Source organism: Actinoallomurus soli (genome assembly GCF_024055715.1).
GTDB lineage: Bacteria > Actinomycetota > Actinomycetes > Streptosporangiales > Streptosporangiaceae > Actinoallomurus > Actinoallomurus soli.
Genome location: NZ_JAMXMV010000018.1, coordinates 77187 through 100842 on the forward strand (window position 1 = coordinate 77187; position 23656 = coordinate 100842).

The 23656-nt window shown below is 71.5% G+C and carries 26 protein-coding genes; 5 read left to right on the forward strand and 21 right to left on the reverse strand.

Going from position 1 to position 23656, the window contains the following annotated elements; translation table 11 throughout:
- Positions 1-42: 42 nt before the first annotated feature.
- The 10 genes from NDW01_RS33055 to NDW01_RS33100 all read right to left on the reverse strand — a co-directional run bounded on the left by NDW01_RS33055 (position 43) and on the right by NDW01_RS33100 (position 8223).
- Positions 43-219, reverse strand: a complete 177-nt coding sequence (locus NDW01_RS33055) for a hypothetical protein (RefSeq protein WP_252775698.1) — start codon at positions 217-219, stop codon at positions 43-45.
- Positions 220-491: 272 nt separating this feature from the next.
- Positions 492-1577 (reverse strand): Zn-dependent alcohol dehydrogenase, encoded by a 1086-nt coding sequence (locus tag NDW01_RS33060; RefSeq protein ID WP_252828269.1) that lies wholly within the window; start codon positions 1575-1577, stop codon positions 492-494.
- A 123-nt stretch (positions 1578-1700) separates the two neighbouring features.
- Positions 1701-1892 carry a ferredoxin gene (locus NDW01_RS33065; RefSeq protein ID WP_252809494.1) on the reverse strand — a complete coding sequence of 64 codons (192 nt, stop codon included), beginning with the start codon at positions 1890-1892 and terminating at the stop codon, positions 1701-1703.
- Between the two features lie 10 nt (positions 1893-1902).
- Entirely contained in the window at positions 1903-2355 is a 453-nt protein-coding gene (locus NDW01_RS33070) for a pyridoxamine 5'-phosphate oxidase family protein (protein ID WP_252828270.1), read from the reverse strand.
- Positions 2356-2522: 167 nt separating this feature from the next.
- On the reverse strand, positions 2523-2912 hold the full coding sequence (gene rbsD / locus NDW01_RS33075) for a D-ribose pyranase (RefSeq protein WP_252828271.1): 390 nt from the start codon (positions 2910-2912) through the stop codon (positions 2523-2525).
- On the reverse strand, positions 2913-3794 hold the full coding sequence (locus NDW01_RS33080) for a ribokinase (protein WP_252828272.1): 882 nt from the start codon (positions 3792-3794) through the stop codon (positions 2913-2915).
- A complete protein-coding gene (locus NDW01_RS33085; protein WP_252828273.1) occupies positions 3795-4745 on the reverse strand; it encodes a substrate-binding domain-containing protein in 951 nt (316 codons plus the stop codon).
- A gap of 27 nt (positions 4746-4772) precedes the next feature.
- The gene (locus tag NDW01_RS33090) at positions 4773-5732 is read right to left on the reverse strand and encodes an ABC transporter permease (RefSeq protein ID WP_252775711.1); all 960 of its coding nucleotides are present in this window, start codon (positions 5730-5732) and stop codon (positions 4773-4775) included.
- Complete coding sequence (locus NDW01_RS33095) at positions 5729-7225, reverse strand: sugar ABC transporter ATP-binding protein (RefSeq protein ID WP_252828274.1); 1497 nt, start codon at positions 7223-7225, stop codon at positions 5729-5731. The genes NDW01_RS33090 and NDW01_RS33095 overlap by 4 nt, the downstream gene beginning before the upstream one ends.
- On the reverse strand, positions 7222-8223 hold the full coding sequence (locus NDW01_RS33100) for a LacI family DNA-binding transcriptional regulator (RefSeq protein WP_252828275.1): 1002 nt from the start codon (positions 8221-8223) through the stop codon (positions 7222-7224). Before NDW01_RS33100 ends, NDW01_RS33095 begins: the two co-directional genes overlap by 4 nt.
- 183 nt (positions 8224-8406) lie before the next feature.
- Here NDW01_RS33100 and NDW01_RS33105 point away from each other — a divergent pair, with 183 nt between their 5' ends.
- Positions 8407-9030 (forward strand): class I SAM-dependent methyltransferase, encoded by a 624-nt coding sequence (locus tag NDW01_RS33105; RefSeq protein WP_252828350.1) that lies wholly within the window; start codon positions 8407-8409, stop codon positions 9028-9030.
- A 4-nt stretch (positions 9031-9034) separates the two neighbouring features.
- On the opposite strand, the gene NDW01_RS33110 is transcribed toward NDW01_RS33105, so the two are convergent.
- Positions 9035-11293 (reverse strand): MDR family MFS transporter, encoded by a 2259-nt coding sequence (locus NDW01_RS33110; RefSeq protein WP_252828276.1) that lies wholly within the window; start codon positions 11291-11293, stop codon positions 9035-9037.
- A 251-nt stretch (positions 11294-11544) separates the two neighbouring features.
- On the opposite strand from NDW01_RS33110, the gene NDW01_RS33115 reads away from it, so the two are divergent.
- Positions 11545-12255: a C39 family peptidase gene (locus NDW01_RS33115; protein WP_252828277.1), complete on the forward strand. Its 711-nt coding sequence runs from the start codon at positions 11545-11547 to the stop codon at positions 12253-12255.
- An 89-nt stretch (positions 12256-12344) separates the two neighbouring features.
- Here the strand turns inward: NDW01_RS33115 and NDW01_RS33120 are convergent, their stop codons facing one another.
- Entirely contained in the window at positions 12345-12887 is a 543-nt protein-coding gene (locus NDW01_RS33120; protein ID WP_252828278.1) for an NADAR family protein, read from the reverse strand.
- Positions 12888-13049: 162 nt separating this feature from the next.
- Here NDW01_RS33120 and NDW01_RS33125 point away from each other — a divergent pair, with 162 nt between their 5' ends.
- Positions 13050-13463 (forward strand): hypothetical protein, encoded by a 414-nt coding sequence (locus NDW01_RS33125; RefSeq protein ID WP_252828279.1) that lies wholly within the window; start codon positions 13050-13052, stop codon positions 13461-13463.
- A 10-nt stretch (positions 13464-13473) separates the two neighbouring features.
- Positions 13474-14358 (forward strand): alpha/beta fold hydrolase, encoded by an 885-nt coding sequence (locus NDW01_RS33130; RefSeq protein WP_252828280.1) that lies wholly within the window; start codon positions 13474-13476, stop codon positions 14356-14358.
- Here NDW01_RS33130 and NDW01_RS33135 read toward each other — a convergent pair.
- The 7 genes from NDW01_RS33135 to NDW01_RS33165 form a co-directional block, all read right to left on the reverse strand.
- Positions 14355-15458: a prenyltransferase gene (locus NDW01_RS33135; RefSeq protein ID WP_252828281.1), complete on the reverse strand. Its 1104-nt coding sequence runs from the start codon at positions 15456-15458 to the stop codon at positions 14355-14357. The two genes, NDW01_RS33130 and NDW01_RS33135, sit on opposite strands and share 4 nt — an antisense overlap.
- The gene (locus NDW01_RS33140) at positions 15445-16200 is read right to left on the reverse strand and encodes a class I SAM-dependent methyltransferase (protein ID WP_252828351.1); all 756 of its coding nucleotides are present in this window, start codon (positions 16198-16200) and stop codon (positions 15445-15447) included. The genes NDW01_RS33135 and NDW01_RS33140 overlap by 14 nt, the downstream gene beginning before the upstream one ends.
- 2 nt (positions 16201-16202) lie before the next feature.
- Positions 16203-17468 (reverse strand): glycosyltransferase family 4 protein, encoded by a 1266-nt coding sequence (locus tag NDW01_RS33145; protein WP_252828282.1) that lies wholly within the window; start codon positions 17466-17468, stop codon positions 16203-16205.
- 140 nt (positions 17469-17608) lie between these two features.
- A complete protein-coding gene (locus tag NDW01_RS33150; protein WP_252828283.1) occupies positions 17609-18811 on the reverse strand; it encodes a cytochrome P450 in 1203 nt (400 codons plus the stop codon).
- 11 nt (positions 18812-18822) lie between these two features.
- Positions 18823-19692, reverse strand: a complete 870-nt coding sequence (locus tag NDW01_RS33155; protein ID WP_252828284.1) for an SDR family NAD(P)-dependent oxidoreductase — start codon at positions 19690-19692, stop codon at positions 18823-18825.
- Between the two features lie 103 nt (positions 19693-19795).
- Positions 19796-21016 carry a cytochrome P450 gene (locus NDW01_RS33160; protein WP_252828285.1) on the reverse strand — a complete coding sequence of 407 codons (1221 nt, stop codon included), beginning with the start codon at positions 21014-21016 and terminating at the stop codon, positions 19796-19798.
- Positions 21017-21116: 100 nt separating this feature from the next.
- Positions 21117-21524, reverse strand: a complete 408-nt coding sequence (locus tag NDW01_RS33165; protein ID WP_252828286.1) for a MerR family transcriptional regulator — start codon at positions 21522-21524, stop codon at positions 21117-21119.
- Between the two features lie 124 nt (positions 21525-21648).
- Between NDW01_RS33165 and NDW01_RS33170 the strand changes: the two genes are divergently transcribed.
- Positions 21649-21984: an EthD domain-containing protein gene (locus NDW01_RS33170; RefSeq protein WP_252828287.1), complete on the forward strand. Its 336-nt coding sequence runs from the start codon at positions 21649-21651 to the stop codon at positions 21982-21984.
- 34 nt (positions 21985-22018) lie between these two features.
- Here NDW01_RS33170 and NDW01_RS33175 read toward each other — a convergent pair whose 3' ends face one another.
- Positions 22019-22396, reverse strand: coding sequence for a hypothetical protein (locus tag NDW01_RS33175; RefSeq protein ID WP_252828288.1), 378 nt, complete (start codon positions 22394-22396; stop codon positions 22019-22021).
- A 22-nt stretch (positions 22397-22418) separates the two neighbouring features.
- The gene (locus tag NDW01_RS33180) at positions 22419-23615 is read right to left on the reverse strand and encodes a steroid 3-ketoacyl-CoA thiolase (RefSeq protein WP_252828289.1); all 1197 of its coding nucleotides are present in this window, start codon (positions 23613-23615) and stop codon (positions 22419-22421) included.
- Between the last annotated feature and the right edge of the window lie 41 nt (positions 23616-23656).

Consider the following 23656-nt stretch of genomic DNA (forward strand, 5'->3'; position numbering starts at 1 on the left):
CCCTTCGTACGAAGGGCGGCCGCAATGGCGTTTCCGGGGGCGTCAGCTGACGTGCAGGTCGACGCCGAGGAGAATGAGGACCCAGAGGAAGATCGCCAGTATGGCGCTGACGACGCGCTTGAGCAGGCCGACCGTGATGTAGTCGTGGTCCCAGGCCACGAAGATCCCGATCAATATGTAAATCAGGCCGACGAAGCTGATGCCGCCCCTTATTCGCATTGGAGCCTCCTGGTTCCGGGCTGAACGCCCGCCAGATGCCCGATATGCGGCAAATGAAACTTCCGCCTGCTGACGATGGCCGGAAAGTGTGTAGCGAATTCGCCACTCGCAGCGATGAAGCAGGTGAGTCACCGCGCATGGGTGACCGGCGTCCCGGTCCGGGACACCTCATCACGGCGCGACCCCGCTCCCCACAGGGTCAGGGAGCACCGGGGTCGCGGCGGGGCGGCCGGCGGCCGGGCAGCGCCCGTCGGCCGCCCCTTTTCGCCTCTCTAGTCGAAGACGACGACCTGGCGGATCGCGTCGCCGCGCCGCAGCGTCGCCATGGCGTCGTTGAGGTCCTCGAACCGGATGCGCCGCGTGATCAGGCCCTCGATGTCCAGCCTGCCGCTGCGCCACAGGTCGACGAAGAGCGGGATGTCGCGCCTGAGGTCGCTCCCGCCGTACAGCGAGGACTTGAGGTTCTTGCCCTCGAACAGCAGCGAGAACGCGCTCATCTGGAAGGTGTCGTCCGTCGCGCCCGCGCCCACCACGATGACGTCGCCCCCACGCCGGGTGGTCCGCCAGGCCGTCTCGATGGCCGCCGCCTTGCCGACGACCTCGAAGACGTAGTCGAAGCCCTGGCCGCCGGTCAGCAGGCCGTTGACCTCCTGCAGGTCGTCGAGCGTGGCCGTGTGGGTGGCGCCGAACTGCTTGGCGATCGGGTGCTTGGACTCGTTCGGGTCGATCGCCAGGATCGTCGCCGCGCCCGCGATCCGGGCGCCCTGGATCACCGACAGGCCGACGCCGCCCGCGCCGACGACGGCGACCTTCGAGCCGGGCCGTACCTTCGCCGTGTTGAACACCGCGCCGACGCCGGTCGGGATGCCGCAGCCGAGCAGCGCGGCGTACTCGAACGGCACGTCCTCGGCCACCTTGACGACGCCCTGCCAGGGCACGACGAGCTCCTCGGCCCAGGTGCCGCAACCGGCCATCCCGTATGCCGGGGCGTCGCCGCCCAGCCGGAACCTCGGGTCCCCGAACGTCTGCGCGATGAAGGTCATGCACAGGTACGGCTCGCCGCGGACGCACTCGGCGCAGGTGCCGCAGTCCGGCGTCCAGTTGATGACGACGTGGTCGCCGGGCCCGACGTTCGTGACGTGCTCGCCCACCTCGACGACCTCGCCGGCGCCCTCGTGCCCGATGACGCAGGGGATCGGCATGGGCAGCACGCCCGTCAGGACGGACAGGTCGGAGTGGCAGACGCCGGTCGCCCGTACCCTGACCTTCACCTGGTCGGGACCGGTCTCGGTCGTCGTGGCGTCGTCGCGCAGCTCGACCTCTTCGTCGCCGACCTGACGTAGGACCGCGGCTCGCACCGTGCACACCTCCATGGCAGGGCCGACGGGGAGCGCCGGCCGACGATACGGCGCCCCGGGCGGGCGCCGGACGTGCTGGCACCGGGCGGGCGCCGGACGCGGCCGGCGCCGTGGGCGCCGGGGCTACTCCTCGAGGGTCAGCGCGGCCTTGGGGCAGGAACGCACGGCATGCCGGACGCGGTCGAGCAGCTCGGCGGGCGGATGCGGCTCGACGATGTGCAGGACGTCGTCGTCGTCGAGGTCGAACACCTCGGGCACCAGGCCCACGCACACGCCGTTGGCCTCGCAGACCAGCGGATCGACTCGTACTTCCATGGCTCCTCGCTCAGGTGAGCTTGCGATGGTCCCAGGACGCGACGCCCGTCGGCTCGACGATGTACGCGTGCCGCTTGGCCGCGGTCTGGTCGACGAGCGAGGCGATGGCGTCATCGTCCTTCAGGTCCATCATCCGGCGGACCACTTCGCAGCCAACATACCGAATGTCGTTCGGTTCGGTAAGGGCCCGCACCGTGCCGTACATCATCAGCCCGCGCAGCTCGAAGTAGTCCTCGCCCGTCTCGATGAGACAGGTCACCCGGGGGTCGCGGCGCAGGTTGTGCGCCTTGCGCGACGTCCGGTAGGTCCAGAAGGCGATCTTGTCGTCGACCAGGCCGTAGAACATGGTCACGAGATGGGGGCTGCCGTCGCGGTTGATGGTCGCCAGCTGCAGCTTCTTCTGCTCCCTCAGGAGCGCGGCGACCTCGTCGTCCGTCATGGCGACACGGGAACGCTGACTCACGCGAGAAAGTAGAACACGTTTCAGTAAGTGCGGGCAAGTGCGCCCGGAGGGCGACGGCCGCCCTCGGCCGGATCACGCGAGCCGTCGGCCGGGATGACGGCGGGCGGCGTCGGCCGGGAGGCGGGCGCCGCCGGCCGGTGCCGCCGTCCCGAGCGGGTCGGAAGCGGTCAGAACGCGACGCCGCACCGGAGGATGACGTTCGCGTACGGGGTCGCCTCCCCGGTCCGTACGACCAGCTTGACCGCGTGCGCGAGCAGCTTCAGCTCCTCGTGCGGGACGTACGTGAGGGCGGGCAGCCGGTCGTCGAGCAGGGCGTGGCACTCCGGATTGCCGCCCACGACCTCCTCCGCCGCGACCGCGCCCTCGACGACCAGCTCCGCCAGGATCCCGTCCAGCACCTCGGCGAAGCCGGGGACGCCGAGTGTGAAGGCCAGGTCCACCACGTCCGCGTCGGCCGGGATCGGCATCCCGCTGTCGCAGATCAGCACCTGGTCGGTGTGGCCCAGCCGGGCCAGGGCGCCGGAAAGGGCGCCGTTCAGAATTCCCCCGCGTTTCACCTAGTCCTCCAGATCGGCCGGCCTCGGGAAGGAGCTCTGCGCCCCCGCGACCCGTACGGCGGCGGCTCCGACGCGCGCGGCGAACCGCGCGGCCTCCGCAAGATCGTCGCCCCGCGCCAGCCGCCAGGACAGGGCACCGGTGAACGCGTCCCCGGCTCCTGTCGTGTCGACCGCCTCGACGCGCGGGCTGGGCACCTCGATGACGCCGTCGCCGTCCGCGACGACCGCGCCGTCCGCGCCCTTGGTGATGACGACCGAGCGCGGGCCGCGTGCGAGCAGGCCCGCGGGGTCGCTCGCCCCGAGGAAGGCGGCCTCGTGCTCGTTGACCACCAGGGGGTCACAGAGCGCGAGGAGCTCGTCCGGAACGGCGGCGGGCGGCGACAGGTTGAACACCACTCGCGCGCCGGCCCCTTCGGCGGCGCGCGCGGCGGCGAGCACCGCGTCGAGCGGCACCTCCATCTGCAGCGAGACCACCGACGCGGCGGCGAACAGCGGTCCGGCCGCCGTCACGTCCTCCTCGGTGACGCGGCCGTTCGCGCCGGGGGACACGATGATGCTGTTGTCGCCCTCGGGGCCCACCGTGATCAGCGCGACCCCGCTCGGGCCCGGCGTGGTGATCAGGTGGGTGATGTCCACGCCGTCGCCGCGCAGGGCGTCCCGCAGGAAGTCGCCCTGCCCGTCGGTGCCGGCGCGGCCGAGGAACGCCACCCGGCCGCCCAGCCGGGCGGCGGCGACGGCCTGGTTGGCCCCCTTGCCGCCCGGGTAGGTGGCCAGGTCCGAGCCCAGCACGGTCTCCCCGGCCGCCGGGCGCCGGTCGACGCGGACCACGAGGTCCGCGTTGACCGAGCCGACGACCAGCACGTCGTAGGTCTTGTCCGGCATTCAGGATCCGTTCGTGAACTGAGCCACGTTGTCCTTCGTGGCCACCTTGACGGGGACCGCCACGGTAGCGTCGATCTTGTCGCCCTTCGCGGCCTTCACGGCGGCCTGCACGGCCATCTGGCCGAGGAGCACCGGCTGCTGGGCGACGTCGGCGGTGAGCGTGCCGGCCTGGATGGCCTTGAGCCCGTCCGGGGTGCCGTCGAAGCCGATGACCTTGACCTGCTTGCCGGCCTTCGCGCCCAGCGCCTTGATCGCGCCCAGCGCCATCTCGTCGTTGGCCGCGAACACCCCGGTGATGTCGGAGTGCGCCTGCACGATGTTGGTCATGACGTCCAGGCCCTTGGTCCGGTCGAAGTCGGCGGGCTGCTGGGCGACGACCTGGATGCCGGGGAACGCCTTGATGCCCTCCTCGAAGCCCTTCTGCCGGTCGTTGGCGGCCGACGTGCCCGCGGTGCCCTGGAGAACGGCGACCTTGCCCTTGCCGCCGAGCGCCTTGCCGAGCTCCTGGGCGGCCAGCTTGCCGCCGGCGACGTTGTCGGAGGCGACGGTCTGGGTGACGGTCGCGCCGTCGACGCCGCGGTCGGCGGCGACCACGGGAATTTTGGCGCGGTCGGCGGCCTTGGCGGCCGGCGCGGCGGCCGCGGAGTCGACCGGGTTCAGGATGATCGCCTTCATGCTCTGGCTGACGAAGTTCTGAACCTGGTTGACCTGCTGGGAGGCGTCGTTCTGGGCGTCCGTCGTGGTGATCTTGACGCCCTCCTTCTTCGCCTCCGCCTCGGCGCCCTGGCGCAGCTGCACGAAGTACGGGTTGTTCAGCGTCGAGACGGACAGGCCGATCTTGATGTCGCCCCCGCCGCCGGAGGACGAACCGCCGCCGTTGTTGCAGGCCGTGAGGCCGAGGGCGAGGACCGCACCGGCGGCCGCGACCGCGGCCGGCTTGATGAACTGCATGGTGGTGAGACCTTTCGATGTGTTTCTTCAGCGGGCCTGGCGGCGGCGCAGCGTGTCGAGGAGCACCGCGAGCGCGATGACGACCCCGATCACGACCTGCTGCCAGAAGGCGGAGACGGACAGGAGGTTCAGGCCGTTGCGGAGCACGGCGAGGATGAGCGCGCCGACGAAGGTGCCGAGGGCCTTGCCCTTGCCACCGGACAGGCTCGCCCCGCCGATGACGACGGCGGCGATCGCGTCCAGCTCGTAGCCGGCGGCGGCCTGCGGCTGGGCCGAGGCGAGCCGGCTGGCCAGGACGATGCCGGCGACGGCCGCGAACCCACCCGCCAGGGCGTAGGTGACCAGCTTCTGCCGGGTGACCTTGATCCCGGACAACCGGGCGGCCTCCTCGTTGCCGCCGATCGCGTACATCGCGCGCCCGGAGTACGTCCGGTTCAGCACGACCGCGGTGATGACGCCCATCACGATCATCACGATCACCGGCACCGGCAGGTAGCTGCCGATCGTGTCACCGAGGTGCGACACCGAGTCCGGCAGGGCGATCGGGCTGCCCTGGGAGATGACGAGGCCGAGGCCGCGCGCCACGCCCTGCATGGCGAGCGTGGCGATGAACGGCGGCAGCTTCCCGTAGGTGATCAGCACGCCGTTCACCAGTCCGCACGCGATGCCGACGATCAGCGCGAAGCCGGTGGCCAGCGGCCAGGGCATGCCATGGCTCGTGGCGGTCCAGGCGAGCACGACCGCCGACAGGGCCGCGACCGCGCCGACCGACAGGTCGATGCCGCTCGTGATGATGACGAACGTCTGGCCGAAGGCGAGGATCGCGGTGACCGCCGCCTGGACGCCGACGTTGAGCAGGTTCGTGACCGTCAGGAAGTCGCCGGACAGCAGGGTCAGGGCGACGACCAGGACGACGAGCCCGAGGAGCGAGCCGTTCTCGCTCAGTACGGCGCTGCCCTTGCGCAGCCGCAGCGTTCCGGTCGTCATGCTGTTTCCTCCAATTCGCCGACGGCGAGTGCCATCACCGAGTCCTGGGTCGCTTCGGCGGCGCTGAGCTCGCCGGCGAGCCTGCCGCGCGCCATCACGAGCAGCCGGTCGCTCATGCCCAGCACCTCCGGGAGGTCGCTGGAGATCATGAGCACCGCGTGCCCGGTGGCGGTCAGCGAGTTGATGAGCTGGTAGATCTCGACCTTGGCGCCGACGTCGATGCCCCGGGTCGGCTCGTCGAGGATGAGGACCTTCGCGTCGGCCAGCAGCCACTTGCCGATGACGACCTTCTGCTGGTTGCCGCCGGACAGCGTGCGGACCTCCTGGCCGAGGCCGCTCATCCGCACGCCGAGCTGCTCGGCGACGCGGGCGGCGGCCTTGGCCTGCCCGGCGCGGTCGACGAACCCCGCCTTCGTGGCGCGGCGCATCGTCACGAGGCCGAGGTTCTCCCGGATGTTCGCGCCGAGGACGAGCCCCTGGCCCTTGCGATCCTCGGGCACGAGGCCGAGGCCGGCCTCCATCGCGGCGGTGACCTTGCCGCGTGGCAGCGGCCGCCCGTCGACCAGGACCTCGCCCGAGTCGTACGGGTCCGCGCCGAAGATCGCCCGGACCACCTCCGTACGGCCCGCGCCGACCAGGCCGGCCAGGCCGACCACCTCGCCGGCGCGCACCTCGAAGGACACGTCCTCGAAGACGCCCTCGCGGGTGAGGTTCCGGACCTCCAGCAGCGGAGCGCCCTGGGTGGAACGTTCCCGCGGGTACTGCTGCTCGATGGAGCGGCCGACCATCAGCCGTACGAGCTCGTCCTCGGGCGTGTCGGCGGGCACCTCGGCGACCGAGGCGCCGTCCCGCAGCACCGTGACCCGGTCGCCGATCTGGGCGATCTCCTCCAGGTGGTGGGTGATGAAGACGATCGCCACGCCCTGCCGCTTGAGCTGGCGGACGATCGTGAACAGCCGCTCCACCTCGGAGGTCGTGAGCACGGCGGTCGGCTCGTCCATGATCAGGACCCGGGCCCGGAGGCCGAGTGCCTTGGCGATCTCCACCATCTGCATCCGGGCGATGCCGAGGCTCTCCAGCGGCGCGCGGGGGTCGGCGTCCACGCCGACCCGGTCGAGCAACTCGCCGGCGTGGCGGTACATCGCCTTCTTGTCGACGATGCCGAAGCGGCGGGGCGGCCGGCCGAGCATGAGGTTCTCCGCCACGGTGAGCTGCGGTACCAGGTTGAACTCCTGGTAGATCGTGGCGATGCCGAGGTGCTGGGCGTCCTCGGCGGTGCGGATCGCGGTCTCCCGGCCGTCGACGTAGATCGTGCCCTCGTCCGGGTGGTACGCGCCGGACAGCATCTTGATCAGCGTGCTCTTGCCCGCGCCGTTCTCGCCGAGGAGGACGTGCACCTCGCCGGGGCGCAGGTCGAAGTCGACGCCGTCGAGCGCCACGACCCCGGGGAACCGCTTGCGCAGGCCGCGTACCCGCAGGATCTCCTCTGTCATTTCGTCTCCGTTTCTCCGCAGGAGCGGCGGATCACGAGCCGGGCCGGCAGGACGACCGACTCGACGGGGTGGCCCTCGACGCGGTCCAGGAGCACGCGCACCGCGCGGCGCCCGAGCTCTTCGGCGGGCTGCGCGATCGCGGTGAGCGGCGGGTCGAGGTGCGCGAACCACGCCACGTCGTCGAAGGAGGCCAGGGCGACGTCGTCGGGGATCCGCAGCCCGCGCGACCGGATCTCGTCCAGGGCGCCGAGCGCCATCAGGTTGTCTCCCGCGAAGATCACTTCGGGGGGTTCGGACAGGTCGAGGAACCGGGCGGCGATGGCCCGCCCGCTGGCCGCCTGGAAGTCGCCCGCCTCGACGTACCGGCCGGGGACGTCCAGGCCGCACGCGCGCATCGCGTCGTGGAAGGCCCGCGTGCGCTCCCGTCCGGTGGACAGCAGCTCCGGCCCGGAGATGAACGCGATCCGCCGGCGGCCGAGCCGGTGGATGTGCCGGACCAGGTCGTGGATGGCCTCCGTCCCGTCGGCGCGCACGGAGGGCACCTCCAGGCCGGGGAGTGTGCGGTCGAGGAAGACGACCGGGGCGCCGGAGCGCACGCAGTCCTCGACGAGCGGGGTGATCTCCGCCGTCGGGCAGATCAGCAGGCCGTCCACGCGCTGCTCCAGGAGCGTGCGCACGTAGTGGTCCTGCTGCTCGGGCCGCTCGTCGGCGTTGCCGATGACGACGGTGTAGCCGGCCGCACGCGCCTCGTCCTCGACCGCCCGCGCCAGGACGGCGAAGAACGGGTTCAGGATGTCGCCGATGATGAGCCCGAGCGTCTGGGTGGCCTCGGTGCGCAGCGAGCGGGCGACGGCGTTCGGCCGGTAGCGCAGCGCCCGCATCGCGGCCTGGACCTTGTCGCGAGTCTCCTCGCTGACCCTGGGGCTGTCGTTGAGCACCCGTGACACCGTGGCGACGGAGACGCCCGCGTGTGCGGCGACGTCCTTGATGCCGGCCATCGGGCCTCCTGTTCGGTGCGTGATGGAAACGATTACATGGGAGTGTATGGAAACGATTACATGATCTCTACGTGACGTGGGTCACCTTGGTCGAACCGGGATCGATCGAGTCGGATGGGGAGCGGCCGGGCGGCGGCGGGTAGGGTGCCGGGCGTGACCAGCCAGGCGACGAACCACGCGCCCATGCCGCCCGACCTGCGCCGTGTCGCCGAGGCGGCGAAGGGCTTCATGCCCGTCCCCGAGGGCATCGCGCTGTACGAGACCGCGCTGGAGTACGGCCCGCGCGGCCCGATCCTGGAGGTCGGCACCTACTGCGGCAAGTCGGCCGTCTACCTCGGCGCCGCCGCCCGTACGGCCGGCTCCACGGTCGTGACCGTCGACCATCACCACGGCTCGGAGGAGAACCAGGCCGGCTGGGAGTACCACGACCCGTCCCTCGTCGACCCGACCACGGGCCGGATGGACACGCTCCCCGTCTTCCGGCGTACGATCGCCGCCGCCGGCCTGGAGGACCACGTCGTCGCGGTGGTCGGCGAGTCCGGCACCGTCGCGGCGCTGTGGGGCAGGCCGCTCGCCATGGTCTTCATCGACGGCGGCCACGCCGAGGACCTCGCGCAGGCCGACTATGACGGCTGGTCACCGCACGTCATACCGGGCGGCGCCCTCGTCTTCCACGACATCTTCCCCGACCCGGCCGACGGGGGGCAGGCGCCGTATCGCGTCTACCGGCGCGCCCTGGCCACCGGGCAGTGGACCGAACGCCGCGTCGAGGGCTCCCTCCGCGTCCTCGAACGCACGGCGTCCTGACCGGTCACGGCTCCGCGCGCCGTACGAACACCGCGAACGCCGCGGTGACCAGCGTGATCGCGCCGATGACGACGAGCTGGGTGTGCATCCGGGCCACCAGGAGCGCCCGCGGGTCCCGGAAGGGGGCCAGGTCGGTGGGTAGGGCCAGGGCGTAGAAGACGGACGTCCCGACGGCGCCCCCGAGGAGCTGCCCGCCCTGGTGCAGCCCGGCGGCGGCGCCCCCGAGGCGTACGGGCGCGTGCCCGAGCACGGCGGCGGCCGCGGTGGGGATCACGAGCCCGAGGCCGAGCCCGGCGAACGGAAGCCACGGCACCACGGACGCGTAGGAGAAGTCGCGCCCGAGCAGGGACAGGCCGAACGCCGCGGCCATGGTCAGCAGCAGCCCGATCACGAGCGGCGGCCGAGGGCCCACCCGGCCGCCGACGGCGGCCGCGATCGCCGCGCCGACGACGTACGCCAGCGTCATCGGCAGCGTGGCGATCGCCGCCTTCAGCGGCGCCATGCGGCCGACCGTCTGCAGGTAGACCGCCAGGAGCATGTACAGGCCGTTCAGCCCCGCGAAGCCGACCGCCGACAGGCCGATCGCCGCCGGCAGCGAGGGCGAGGCCAGCAGGATCGGAGGGCGACCGCGCCGGATCTGCGACTCCACGATCCAGAAGATCCCGACCAGCAGCGCGGCCCCGGCCAGCAGGACGCCCGTCACGACACCGGCCGACTCCTGGACGCGGACCACCGCGAAGGTCAGGACGAACAGCGCCGCCGACAGGAAGACCATCCCGGGCAGGCTGAACGACGCGGACGCGTCACCGCGCGACTCGCGGCCGGCGACCAGGACGATGACGGCGGCGAGGACGCCCAGCACCGCCGGGAGGACGAACACCCAACGCCACGCGACCTGTTCGATCACCGGCCATGCGACGAACACCCCGGCCAGCGCCGTACTGCCGGCCACGGCGCCCCAGACGCCGGTGACGACGATCAGCCTTCTCCCGGAGAAGGCCTCGCGGACGAGCCCCAGACCGGCCGGCAGAGCCAGGCCCGCCGCCACCCCTGCCGCACCCCGCAGCACGATCAGCACGCCGAGGGCGGGTGAGAGGAGCGCGAGGAGCGTGGCCACCGCGCACGCGGCCGTACCGATGACGAACAGCCTCTTGCGCCCGAACCGGTCGGCGAGCCATCCGCCGGCGACGACGCTGAGCGCGAGCCCGAGCAGATAGGCGTTCGCCACCCAGGTCAGGCCGGCGAGTGTCGCACCCAGGTCCCGCTGGATGATGGGGAGGGCGAGATTCACCCCGCTCGCGGTGAGCGAGTTCGCCAGCACGCCGAGCACCACACCGAGTGCCGCGAGCGGCGGAACGCCGCGCGCCGGTGTCCGCATCGGTGCGGCCTGGAACGGCGGCGCGCCGTGGCGGGTCGCGGCCGCCGCTCCCTGGGTCAGCAGCGTTCGCACGTCGCCCTGCGGAGCACCGGGTGGGGCGCCCAGCAGGTGCAGCAGCGCCTGGACGGCGGTCGGCCGGCGCCGCGGGTCCTTCTCCAGGCAGGCGGCGACGAGGCCGCCCAGCCAGGGCGGCAGCCCGCGCAGGTCCGGGACGCCGTGCAGGATGGCGTTCATCACCGACGGCACCGAGTCGCCCGCGAAGGCCCGGCGCCCCGTCGCCGCGAACACCATCGTCAGACCCCACGCGAACATGTCCGCGGCCGACCCGATCGGACCGGCCGTGAGCTGCTCCGGCGCCATGTAGGCCGGCGTGCCGACGACCTGGCTCGTCATCGTGACGTCGGAGTCCAGCACCCGCGCGATGCCGAAGTCGATGACCCGCGGCCCGCCGGGACCCATGATCACGTTGGCGGGCTTGAAGTCCCGGTGCACGATCCCGGCCTGGTGGACGGCGGTCAGGGCGGTGGCGGTGCCGATGGCCAGCCGCAACAGCTCGGGCTCCGGCAACGGGCACGTCACGTCCTGCAGCGCCGGGCCGGGCACGAACTCGCTGACGATGTACGGCTGGTCGCCGGCGACGTTCGCGTCGATCACCGGCGCCGTGCAGAACCCGGGAACCCGCTCGGCCGCCGACAGCTCACGGACGAACCGTGAACGCGCCCGGGCGTCCCCGCTCAGCTGCGCGCGCAGCAGCTTGATCGCCACCTGCCGCCCGGCCGCGTCCGCCCCGAGATAGACCACCCCCTGGCCGCCCTCACCGAGACGCGCGGTCACCGTGTACGCGCCCAGCCGCGTCGGATCGCTCGGGAGCAGTGCGGCCGTCATCCGTCCTCCGAATGGGGGTCGATCGGAGCTGGGCCCGCCATCGATCGACGGGAACCCGATCATTATCGACGCTGCGGCGCTCCGGGACCGGCCATCCGCGCGAAGCGGCGCGACCGGTGGGACCGCCGGTGGGCCCTGCGACCCAATGCGAAATAGGGCCCCCGGCCCTTTCTGCGGCGACGACAGGACCCAATACTGATCACCCGGACCGGTCCATTACCCCACCTTTGAACCCCCCGAAAGGGGCCCTCGTGGCCAAGGTTCGTGTACTCGCCTCCGCCGTCGCCCTCACGCCGCCGCTTCTTCTCGCGGTCGCGACCGGTGCCCAAGCGTCCGCCACCTCATCCGCGCCCGCCACCTCATCCGCGTCCGCCACCTCCGCGCCCGTCACCTCTTCGTCCGCGCCCGCTGCGGCGCGCCCCGCCGGCACCGTGTCGGCGGCCGCGGTCACGAAGACGGTCAAATTGGTCACGCAGGAGCAGTCGAAGTCCTACTACTGTGCGCCGGCCGCCGGGCGCGCCGTCGCGTCGACGTGGATGCCGAAGAGCTCCCTGCCCAGTCAGAACACGGTCGCCAAGGCCATGCACACCAAGGCGCCGAATGGGACCGGCACCGCCTGGATCGCGATCGGCATCAACGCCGTCATTCATCGCGGTTCCTACTATCAGAACCTCCACCCCACGTCCGCGAACTTCGTCTGGAACGCGGTCACCTACGACATCGGCACCAAGAAGCACGCGGTCGTCGCCCGGGTGCTGGCGGGCGCGAAGCCGTGGACGCCGCACTGGAACGACAAGACCGGCCACGCCATGGTCATCTACGGCTACCACTCCGATTCCCACGGCAAGCAGCTGTACTGGTGGGACCCGGCGGACAACACCTTCCACCACTCCTCGCTGAGCTCGTCCTGGACCGCGATCTCGAAGGGCGGCAAGAACCTCATCGGCTTCTACCCCAGCTGAGCAGAATTCCGCCTGCACGGCATCCGCAGAGCGACGGCCGGTCCTCGCCGGGAAACCGGAGAGGACCGGCCGAGGGCGCGAGGCACCGGTCATCCGCGCAGAGCGGTGCGAACGTCCATCAGCGCGAACCCGAGCAGGTTGAGCCCACGCCACTCCGACGGCCGGGACGCCTCCGGTTGCGACGCCGACAGCCCGATGCCCCAGACGGTGTCGTACGGGCTGGCCTCCACGAGCACCCGATCGCCCGTGGCCAGCAGGAAGTCGCGCAGCGGCGGATGCTGCCCGAACTTCGCCGTGTTCGCCGCCACCACGAGCCCGTACCGGTGCTCGGCCCAGACGTCCTCGTCGAACCCGCGCACCCTGCGCCCGGCGCTCTTGGCCTTGGCCGGGTCGTCGTCGGCGAGCACGCGCTCCTCCGCCTCGGCGTCCCCGAACAGCCGCGCCTTACCCGCCATCATGGAGTGCTCGGCGGTCGCGTACCGCACGCCGTCCACCGTGAACGGCGCCGGATACCACTGGCTCAGGCAGCCCTTCCCGACGCCTCCGCCCTTCGGCGGCCGATGCCCCCAGAACAACAGCATCTCCGGCAGCCCACCGTCTTCCTCCAACCGAACCAGCTCCTCGACCCGCATAAGGGCCGATGCTGCTGGTATCGGCGGTATCCGGGCAACCCGTTTCCTCGTACTTGACGTGGGCTGCCAAGTACTGGACGATGGGCGTCAAGTGATGCTGGACTGTGAGAGGAGCCGGTCATCCGCAGGGAGCTCATCGACCAACTGGTCCGGATCATCGAAGTGCGGTTGCTCGATCCGCTGGAGATCCTTCTCGACGGTGACGACGCCGTCGGCGTGTTGCGGCGCTCGGTGCGGGAGCGGGCGGCGGGCTGGGCCGACCGGATGATCGACGGCGATGAGCAGACCGCGACGCACACGATCGCGCGGATGATGGCGACGCTCTATCCCGGTGACGAGCCGTTCGACCCGCCCGCCGACTGGTGGCGGACGCCGCTGGGGCAGGTCGTCGTCCGCCGGGTCGGGCATCCCTTCGCGCGCGCCGTCTCGTACTCGGTGGCGGGGGCGATGCTCGGCATCACCCGGCAGGGCGTCCACGACCTGGTGACCCGGGGAAAGCTCGAACGCCACCCGGAGGGCGGCGTGACGCCCGAGTCCGTACGCGACCGCCTGAACCGGCGGTCCTCGACCTCTTGAGAGGAATCCCATGGCCGTTCGTCTGGCGACCGAGGACTCCGGCGGGCCCGGAGCGCCACTGCTCCTGCTGCACGGGGCCGGCGCGAACCTGGTGAGCGTGGCCGCGCTCGCGCGGGAGCTGTCCCCGCGGTTCCGCGTTGTGACGGTGGACCTGCGCGGGCACGGCCGGTCCGAGGACGGGCCGTGGGAATGGGCCGCGGTGCTCGACGACCTCGAGACGGTCACGGCCGATCTGGACCTCGGGGAGCCCGCCGTCGTCGGCTGGTCGCTGGGCGGCATGCTGGCGGCGCTGTGGGCCGAGCGGCATCCGGACTGCCCGATGGCGGTGAGCATCGACGGTACGCCGCCGCCTGCCCGGCCGGAGCAGCTCGACGGGCTCGATACGGCCGACGCCGAGGCGGAGATCGACCGGCTGCGGGCCGCCTTCGACGGGATGGCAGCCGTGTACGCCAGGCCGCTGGCGCCCGAGGAGGTCGAGGCCGCTGTCGAGGGGCGGCGGGCGATGGCGCGGCGGGTCGGCGCGCCCGAGGAGCCGGCGGCGGACGGCTTCCGGCGCAACCTCGTGGCCCGCGACGGGCGGACCTGGATGCGGCCGTCGCCGGACGTTCTCGCCGGCCTCCGTACGGCGATGGACACGCTCGACGTCATCCCGGTCTACCGTGCGGTGCGATGCCCGCTGCTGGTGGCCGTCGCGACCGACGACCTGCCGGAGCAGCGGCCGTTCCAGGAGCTGTACGCCGCGTACCGGCGCGGGTTCGAGCGGCGCCTCGCCGAGGCGGCGGAGGCGAACCCAGCGCTGCGCGTCGTACGGGTCCAGGGCGCGAGCCACGCGATGGTCGCCGAGCGGCCCGCCGAGCTCGCCAAGCTGATCACGGAGTTCGCCGACAGGGCCTAGTTCAGCGCCTCGGCCAGGGACTCGCAGCCGCAGGCGACCGGGTCGGCGGGCTCGGACGGGCCGAGCGGGCGGCCGTCGATCTCCTTGAACAGGCGGGCGGCGGGGGAGGCGCCGGCGAGGGCGTCCGCCGCGAGGATGACGGCGGCGGCCGTGTAGGTGGAGCGGTCGCCGGGGAAGTGGCGCCGGTTGGCGAACTGCCAGCCGGTCCAGTACGACCCGTCCTCGTGCCGCAGGTGCTGGATGGTGGCGAACAGCGCGCGGGCGCGGGCGGTGTCGCCCATCGCGTCGAGGGCGAGCACGAGCTCGCACGACTCCGCGCCGGTCACCCACGGCTGGTCGGAGACGCACCGGCAGCCGAGACCGTCGGCCACGAACGTCTCCCAGCCCTCGTCGATCCGGCGGTACGCCGCGGGGCCGCGCAGCGGGCCGCCGAGGACGGGGTAGTACCAGTCCATCGAGAAGCGGCTCTTGTCGGCGAACGCCTCCGGGTGGGCGGCGACGACGTGGCCGAGCTGGTCGGCGGCGAGCTCCCAGTCCGGCTGGGGCTCGCCGAGGCGCTCGGCCAGGGCGACGGCGCAGCGCAGCGACTGGTGGATCGACGAGCAGCCCGTGAGGAGCGCGTGGTCGTCGGGAGAGCCGTCCGGATGGCGGATCCAGATGATCTCACCGCGCGCCGTCTGCAGGCCGAGCGCGAACTCGATCGCCCGCCGGACGGCCGGCCACATGCGCTCGGCAAATTCCTGGTCGCCGGTGAGCAGCAGCTCGTGCCAGACGCCCACGGCGATGTACGCGGCGTGGTTCGACTCGCCGCCGGGCTCGGTGACCTCGCCCAGGACCCACTTGGCGGGCCAGGAGCCGTCCTCGCGCTGGTTCGCGCGCAGCCACTCGTACGCGCGCCGCGACTCGGCGCACAGGCCGGCGATCGACAGCGCCATCGCCGCCTCGACGTGGTTCCAGGCGTCGACGTGGCCGGGTACGCCACCGGTCGGCGCGAACCAGGGGATGGCGCCCGAGGGCTCCTGCTGGGCGGCGATGCTGCGGGCGGTGGCGAGGATTTCGTCTGCGGTCAGGATTCCGGGTACGGCCTCAGGCCGCCGCATGCGCCTGCTCCTGGTCCTCCGCAGCGGCGACGGTGGGCTTGGTGAAGTAGACGACGACGCTCTTGCCGATCACGGGGTTGAGCACGCGCTCGGCGAGCCGGGTGGCGAGCGGCCGCTTCATGATGTCCCAGACGAGCACCTGGTGGTACGCCTTGGCGAGCGGGTGGCCGTCGTTGTTCACGCCCACCGCGCACTTGATCCACCAGTACGGCGCGTGCAGGCCGTGGGCGTAGTGGTGACCGCCGACCTCGAAGCCGGTCGACTTGAGCTTGGCCTCCAGCTCGGCGCGGGTGTAGATGCGCACGTGCCCGCCGGGGGCGGTGTGGTAGTCCTCCGACAGTGCCCAGCAGATGCGCTCGGGAAGCCAGGACGGCACGGTGACGGCGAGCTCGCCGCCGGGCTTGAGGACCCGCAGCAGCTCGGCCATGGCCGCCATGTCGTCGGGGATGTGCTCCAGCACCTCCGCCGCGACGATCTTGTCGAAGGTGTCGTCGGGGAACGGCAGGCTCAGCGCGTCGCCGGTGACGGTCCGCGCCGAGGCGCCCTCGGGCGGCTCGCCTTCGAGGGCCATCGCGGCGAACATCTTCGCCACCTCGGCCAGCTCCGCCTCGTCGCGGTCGAACGCGACGACGTGCGCCCCGCGCCGGTACAGCTCGAACGCGTGCCGGCCCGCGCCGCAGCCCATGTCGAGCACGTGCTCGCCGGGCGACACGCGGAACCTGTCGAAGTCCACGGTCAGCAGGGTCAAGCTCCTTCCGGGCGGCGCCCGCGGCGGCGGGCGATGGCGGCCTCGTAGTGGCCTACGGTGGCCCGCGCGACGGCGGACCAGGTGAACCGCTCCTGCACGCGCGTGTAGCCCGCCGCGCCGACCCGCTCGCGTTCCTCCGGGGAGTCGTGCAGCCGGCCGAGCACGCCCGCCAGCTCCTCGACGTCACCGGGCTCGACCAGGATCGCGGCGTCGCCGACCACCTCGGGCAGCGCGCCCGTACGGCTGGCGACGAGCGGGGTGCCCGAGGCCATGTGCTCGACGGCGGGCAGGGAGAACCCCTCGTACAGCGAGGGCACGACCGCGATCTCGGCACTGGCCAGCAGCTCGCCGAGCTCCTCGTCGGAGATCCCGGAGACGAACCGGACGCGGTCGCCGAGGGACAGCTCGCCGACGAGCTGGTCGGTCGGGCCGCCCGGCCTCGGCTTGCTCACGATCACGACGTGGACGTCCCGCTCGGTGGCGAGCTTGGCGACCGCGCGCAGCAGCGTGGAGACGCCCTTGAGCGGGGAGTCGGCGCTGGCGACGGCGACGATGCGGCCGGGGACGCGTTCGCCGCGCGGGTGGAAGTACCGGGTGTCGACGCCGAGCGGCAGGATGTGCACCTGCTCGGGCGGGGCCTGGAAGTCGCGGATGATGTCGTGCTTGGACGACTCGGAGACGGTGAGGATCGGGCCGATGCGCTGGGCGACGCGCGCCTGCATGTTCACGAACCCGTACCAGCGGCGCTTGCCGAACCGCTCCTTGACGGTCTTGGCCGCCTCGATCTCGATCCGGCGGTCCACGCTGATCGGGTGGTGGATGCTGGTGACGAGGGGCAGGCCGATCCGGGGGATGGCGAGGTTGCCGTAGCCGAGCACCTGGTTGTCGTGGACGACGTCGATCGAGTCGCGGTACTTCCGCAGCTCGCGCAGCACCCGCAGGCTGAAGGTCAGCGGCTCGGGGAAGCCGCCGGTCTTCATGTGCGCGAACTCCAGGACGTCGATCCAGTCCCGGTACTCCGACAGCGCGGGCGTGCGGAACGGGTTCTCGTCCGCGTACAGGTCCAGGCTGGGGACCTTGCGCAGCAGGATGTCGTCGCGGTCCAGCTCCGGGTACGGCTGGCCGGAGAAGACGACGACGCGGTGCCCGAGCTCGGCCAGCTCACGGGTCAGGTGCCGCAGGTACACGCCTTGGCCGCCGCAGTGCGGTTTGCTCCGATAGGAGAGCAGGGCCACGCGCAATGGTTCGCCGACCTCGCCCACGCGTTGCCCCTCCCGCACGTGTCACTGCTGGTGAAGTTAGACCATAGCCTGACAACCATTACGCCTGACCCCCTATTAGCCATTGAGTCTAAAAAGGTGGTGAAGGCCACGTTCGGCGCATCAGGTGACACGTCGCCAGATCATCCGCTGAAGCGGACCGGCATCTCCTTGATGCCGTTGATGAAGTTGGACCGTTGCCGCCGTGGCTCGCCCGCCAGGGCGATGCCGGGCAGCCGCTCGGCGAGGGTCTCGAACAGCACGCGCAGTTCGAGACGCGCCAGGTGGGAGCCCAGGCAGAAGTGCGGGCCACCGCCGCCGAAGCCGATGTGCGGGTTCGGATCACGCCCGATGTCGAAGTCGTAGGGGTCGGCGAAGACGTCCTCGTCCCGGTTGGCCGAGGCGTAGAACACCACGACCTTGTCGCCCTCGCGGATCTCCTTGCCGCCCAGCTCGGTGTCGCGGGTCGCCGTGCGCTTGAACAGGTTGACCGGGCTGACCCAGCGCACGATCTCGTCGGCGGCCGTACGCGCCAGGTCGCCGCCGTTCCGCAGGTCGTCGACGAGCCGGTGCCACTGGTCCGGGTGCTCGAAGAACGCGAGCATGCCGCCGGAGGCGGCGTTCCGTGTCGTCTCGTTCCCGGCCACGATCAGGAGCATCATGAACAGGTCGAACTCGTCGACCGTCAGCTCCTGGCCGTCGTGCGGCCGCAGTAACGTCGTGACGATGTCGTCCCGCGGCTCCTGCCGGCGGCGCTCGGCGAGCTCGTTCGCGTAGGCGTACAGCTCGGCCGCGGCGGCGCCCTCTTCCTCCTCCGTCGAGCGCAGGTCGGGGTCGTCCTCGCCGATCAGGCGGTTCGACCACTCGAAGATCTTCTCCCGGTCCTCGACGGGCGCGCCGATCAGCTCGCAGATCACGTACAGCGGGAGGGGAGCGGAGACGTCCCGGACGAAGTCCGCCTCGCCCCGGCGGGCGACCTCGTCGATGAGACCCCGGCAGATCCCGCGGATGTGGTCCTCCAGCCGGCCGATCGCCCGCGGCGTGAACCCCTTGTTCACGATGCTCCGCTTGCGGGTGTGCTCCGGCGGGTCCTGGTTGAGCATCATCATCCGCTGTAGGACGAGATGTTCCTCGGCCGGCTCGGGGAACAGCGCGAGCCTGCGGTAGGAGGAGAAGATCTCGGGATGCCGGGAGACGTGGACGACGTCGTCGTACCGGGTGACCGCCCAGAAGTCCGGTTCACCGGGGTGCCGGTGGACGGGGTCGTGGTGGCGCAGCCACCGGAGCCGATCGTGCGGGATGCCGGCGTTCGCGTACCGGTCGGGGTCGACCAGGTCGATGTCCATCCACGACTCCCTCAAAGGTCGGCTGTCTGGAATCCTCCGTCGGGAAGCCCGGTCAGCGCCTCGGCGAGCGCCTCGGGGGTCGAGCCGGTCACTCGCAGCGCCACCGTGGGCGGCGCCAGGACCGTGACCGTGCCGCCGTAGGTGACGAACACCTGGCCGGTGACGTCCTCGGCGGCGGGAGAGGCGAGGTAGGCCACCAGCGGGGACACGCGCTCCGGGGCCAGGGGGTCTGCGCCGTCCTCGGGCGCCGGGCCGAAGACATCGGCCGTCATCGCGGTACGGGCGCGCGGGCAGATCGCGTTGGCGCGCACGCCGTACCGGCCGCACGACTGGGCGATGGACAGGGTCAGCGCCGCGATTCCGCCCTTGGCCGCCGCGTAGTTCGGCTGGCCGGGCGAGCCGAGCAGGAACGCCTCGGACGCGGTGTTCACGATCCGGGCGTAGACCGGGCCGCCCGTCTCCTTGGACCGGGCCCGCCAGTACGCCGTCGCGTGGCGCGCCATCACGAAGTGGCCCTTGAGGTGGACGGCCACGACGGCGTCCCACTCCGCCTCGGACATGTTGAAGATCATGCGGTCCCGGGTGATGCCCGCGTTGTTGACCAGGACGTCGAAGGTGCCGTACGCCTCCAGTGCCGTCTTGAGCAGCGCCTCGCCCGCCGTCCAGTCGGCGACGTCGCCCTCGGCGACCACCGCCTCGGCGCCCTCGCGCCGTACGAGCTCGGCGGTCCGCCGGACGGCCTCGCCGGGCAGGTCGTTCAGGACCAGCCGCGCTCCCCGCCGGGCGAGTTCGAGCGCGTGCGCCCGGCCGAGGCCGTCGCCGGCCCCGGTCACCGCGACGACCCTGCCCCCGAGCGAGACGTCCTTGTCCGTGGCGGCCATCCGGCTCCTTCCGTGACGGCATGCCGACCGCCCGGGGTGGCCGCCCGAGCGCCGGCATGCCGCGTCCACTATAAGTGAAACGTGTTCTAATGTGAAACCTGTTCTAGCAACGTCGTCCGGACGGGGTGAACCGCACCGGAAGCTCCTTGATGCCGTTGATGAAGTTCGAGCGCAGCCGCCGCGCCTCGCCGGCCTGCTCGATGTCCGGCATGCGTTCGAGGAGCACCTCGAACAGCACGGTCAGCTCCAGGCGCGCGAGGTGCGTCCCGAGGCAGTAGTGCGGTCCGCCGCCGCCGAAGCCGATGTGCGGGTTCGGGTCGCGGCCGATGTCGAAGGCGTACGGGTCGTCGAACACGTCCTCGTCCCGGTTGGCCGAGGGGTAGAAGATGACGACCTTGTCGCCGGCCTTGATCGGCTGTCCGCGCAGTTCGGTGTCGCGCATCGCCGTGCGGCGGAACAGGTTGACCGGGCTGACCCAGCGCACGATCTCGTCGGCGGTGGTCCGGAGCAGGGCCCGGTTCTCGCGCAGCCGCCGCCACTGGTCCGGGTGCTGGAAGAAGGTGAGCATGCCGCCGGACGCGCCGTTCCGCGTGGTCTCGTTGCCCGCCATGATCAGCAGCAGGATGAACATCGCGAACTCGTCCGCGCCGAGCACCCGGCCGTCGGCGTCGGGCTGCAGCAGCTTGGTCGCGATGTCGTCGCCGGGGTGCTCCCGGCGGTAGGCCGCCAGCTCATGGGCGTAGGTGAGGATCTGCGCCGAGACGTCGCGCGCGTGCTCGGCGGAGGTGCCGTAGTCGGGGTCGTCGAAGCCGATCAGGGCGTTGGACCAGTCGAAGAGCCGTTCGCGGTCCTCCACCGGCGCGCCGATGAGCTCGCAGATGACGTACAGCGGGAACGGCGCGGAGATGTCGCGGACGAAGCACGCCTCCCCCCGCTCGACCACGTCGTCGATGAGCTGGTGGCTCACGTCGCGGATGTGCTCCTCGAGCTGCTTGATCATCCGCGGCGTGAAACCCTTGTTCACGTAGCCGCGCTGCTTGGTGTGCTGCGGCGGGTCCATGAACAGCATCATCAGCCGGTACAGCGCGATGTCGTCGTCGGTGAACTCCTCGAACATCGACGTGCGGGCGTACGAGGAGAACAGCTCCGGATGGCGGGAGACCTGGACCACGTCGTCGTACTTGGTCACCGCCCAGAAGCCGGGTGAGCCGTCGTCCGGATCCTCGTGCCAGTAGACCGGCGCCTCCCGCCGTAGCCGGCGGAAGCCTTCGTCCGGGAAGCCTCCGCGCTCGTAGATCTCCGGCGTGATGATGTCGATCGGCATCGTCGCTCCTCGGGCGGCACCTTGTCTGAAACACGTTCTAAACCAAGCGCTCGCTCGGGTCAAGAAGACAGAGGTGGCCGGGGGAGTGGCGCGCGTCTCATCAACGATTCGTGACCGGAGTGTCACCCTGGGGAGAGGCTGCGGCGGCCGGCCGGGCCTGGTAAGCGCGGTTCTCGTCGATCAGTCGATCGAGCGCTGCGATCGCGGCGAGGACCGTGTCGAGCGTGCCTGAGAGACGCTCCCGTTCCCGGCGCATCACCGCCATCGAGTCCTGGGCGGCCCGCATCGTCGGTCTGGTCGTCATGCACGGCAGCATCTCGACGATCGTGCGGCTGGACAGGCCGGCCGCGAAGAACGACTGGATGAGTCCGACCCGCTGGACCTGGTCTTCGGCGTAATGGCGCTGACCGCTCGGGGACCGGGTGCTCACGACGAGCCCCTGCTCCTCGTAGTAGCGCAGAGAACGCCGGCTGACCCCGGTCCGCTCCGACAGCTCGCCGATCCTCATCGACACTCCATTCGTGCTGACGATTGCGCTTGCCCCTCACATCAATGTCACCGTTTACCGTAATCCGCGCCGACAGGGGGTCCGCGTCAGGCGGGCGGACCTCGCGTCAGTGAAAGGAGACACTGTGATCAAGTTCGCTTATCTGATCAATCGGGTCGACGGCATGACCTTCGAGGAGTTCGTCGAGTACCACCGCGACCGTCACGCGCCGCTCTTCACCTCGATCCCCGAGGCGAAGCAGTACGTCAGGAAGTACACGGTCTCGCATCCGGTGCCGGCCGAGAATTACCCGGCTCCGGCGTACGACGGCCTCACCGAGATCTGGTTCGACGACTGGGCGGACCACGACGCGTTCTTCGCCTCCGAGAACTACCGCGTGCGGGTCCATCCCGACGAGGCGAACTTCATCGACCAGAACTCGATCGGCGTGATGGTCACGGAGGAGACGACCGTCATCTGACGCGAGCCGTCGTCAACACTTCTGAACCAAGTGGTCAGAACGTCACCGACCTCGGCCGTACCCGCCGGGGAGCCGGGTCGACCGGCACCCCGGCCGTGTCCAGGGCGCCGAGGAGCTCGTGCGCACAACGCGTCCAGAAGTAGTAGTCGCCGTCGGCGCAGCCCAGGCCGACACCGGGGCCGCCGAGGAATACGGGAGCGATGGGGAAGGCCTCGTGAATCGCCCGGAACGGCACCGATCGTGGTCGGACCATGAGCGTGAACGGGCCTCGCGCGTGGAAGCTCACCCGGTGGGGATGCAGTTCGAGACGGGCGAGGGGCCGGTCGAGGTTGACGCGTCCGGCTCCGCCTCTCATGGGCATGCTGAATCCGCCGATGTACGAGCGGACCTCGGAATCCGATAAGGGTGCCATCGTGGGTCCTTGGGGCGGGGGGTCAGAGGCGTTCGAGGATCGTCGCGGTGGACAGGGCGCCGCCCGCGCACATCGTGACCAGGGCCGTGGCGGCGTCGCGGCGCTCCAGCTCGTGCAGGGCCGTGGTGATCAGGCGGGCGCCGGTCGCGCCGACCGGGTGGCCGAGGGCGATGGCCCCGCCGTTGACGTTGACCCGGTCCAGGTCCGGTTCGTGGACCGAGGCCCAGGACAGGACGACCGAGGCGAACGCCTCGTTCACCTCGAACAGCTCGATGTCCCGCATCGACATGCCCGCCGCGGCGAGCACGGTCTCCGTCGCCTGGACCGGGCCGTCCAGGTGGTAGTACGGCTCGGCGCCCACGAGCGCCTGCGCCCGGATCCGCGCCCGGGGCCGCAGCCCGTGCGCGCGGGCCCGCTCCTCGGACATCACGAGGACGGCGGCGGCGCCGTCGGAGATCTGCGAGGAGGTCCCGGCGGTGTGCAGCCCGTCGCCGGCCGCCGGGCGCAGTCTCGCCAGCCCGTCGAGCGTCGTCTCACGCGGCCCCTGGTCGCGGGTGACGGTGCGGACCTCTCCGGTGGGGGCGCCGTCGTCGCCGAGCACCGGCGCCTCGATCGGCGCGATCTCCCGGTCGAAGCGGCCGTCCGCCTGCGCCTTGGCGGCGCGCTGCTGCGAGCGCAGGCCGAAGGCGTCCAGGTCGTCGCGGGTCAGGCCGCGCCGCGTCGCGATGCGCTCGGCGGCGGTGAACTGGTCCGGCAGGTCGATCGACCAGTCGTCGGGGCGGGGCCGGGCGTACGGGTGACGGCCGCCGGCCTCCTGGCAGGGGGCGGTGCTCGTGATGTTCGCGCCGAGCGGCGCACGGCTCATGACCTCCACGCCGCAGCCGATCGCGGCCTCCACGACGCCGGCCTGGATCAGGGCGGCGGCCAGGTGGACCGCCTGCTGGCTCGACCCGCACTGGGCGTCGATCGTCGTGACGCCGACCTGGTGGGGGAGCCCGGCGTACAGCCAGGCATGGCGGCCGACGTGGCCGCCCTGTTCGCCCGCCTGCGTGACGCAGCCGGCGAGGACCTGGCCGATGTCGGCCGCGTCGATCCCGGCGCGTTGGATCACGGCGCGCTGCGCGTGGGCCAGCACCGCCTGGGGCTTCAGGCCGGCCAGCCATCCACGGCGCTTGCCGATCGGCGTGCGTACGGCTTCCACGATGACCGGCGAGCCCATGTGGCCTCCTGCGGTGACGACGCCTCGCCCGAACTATAACC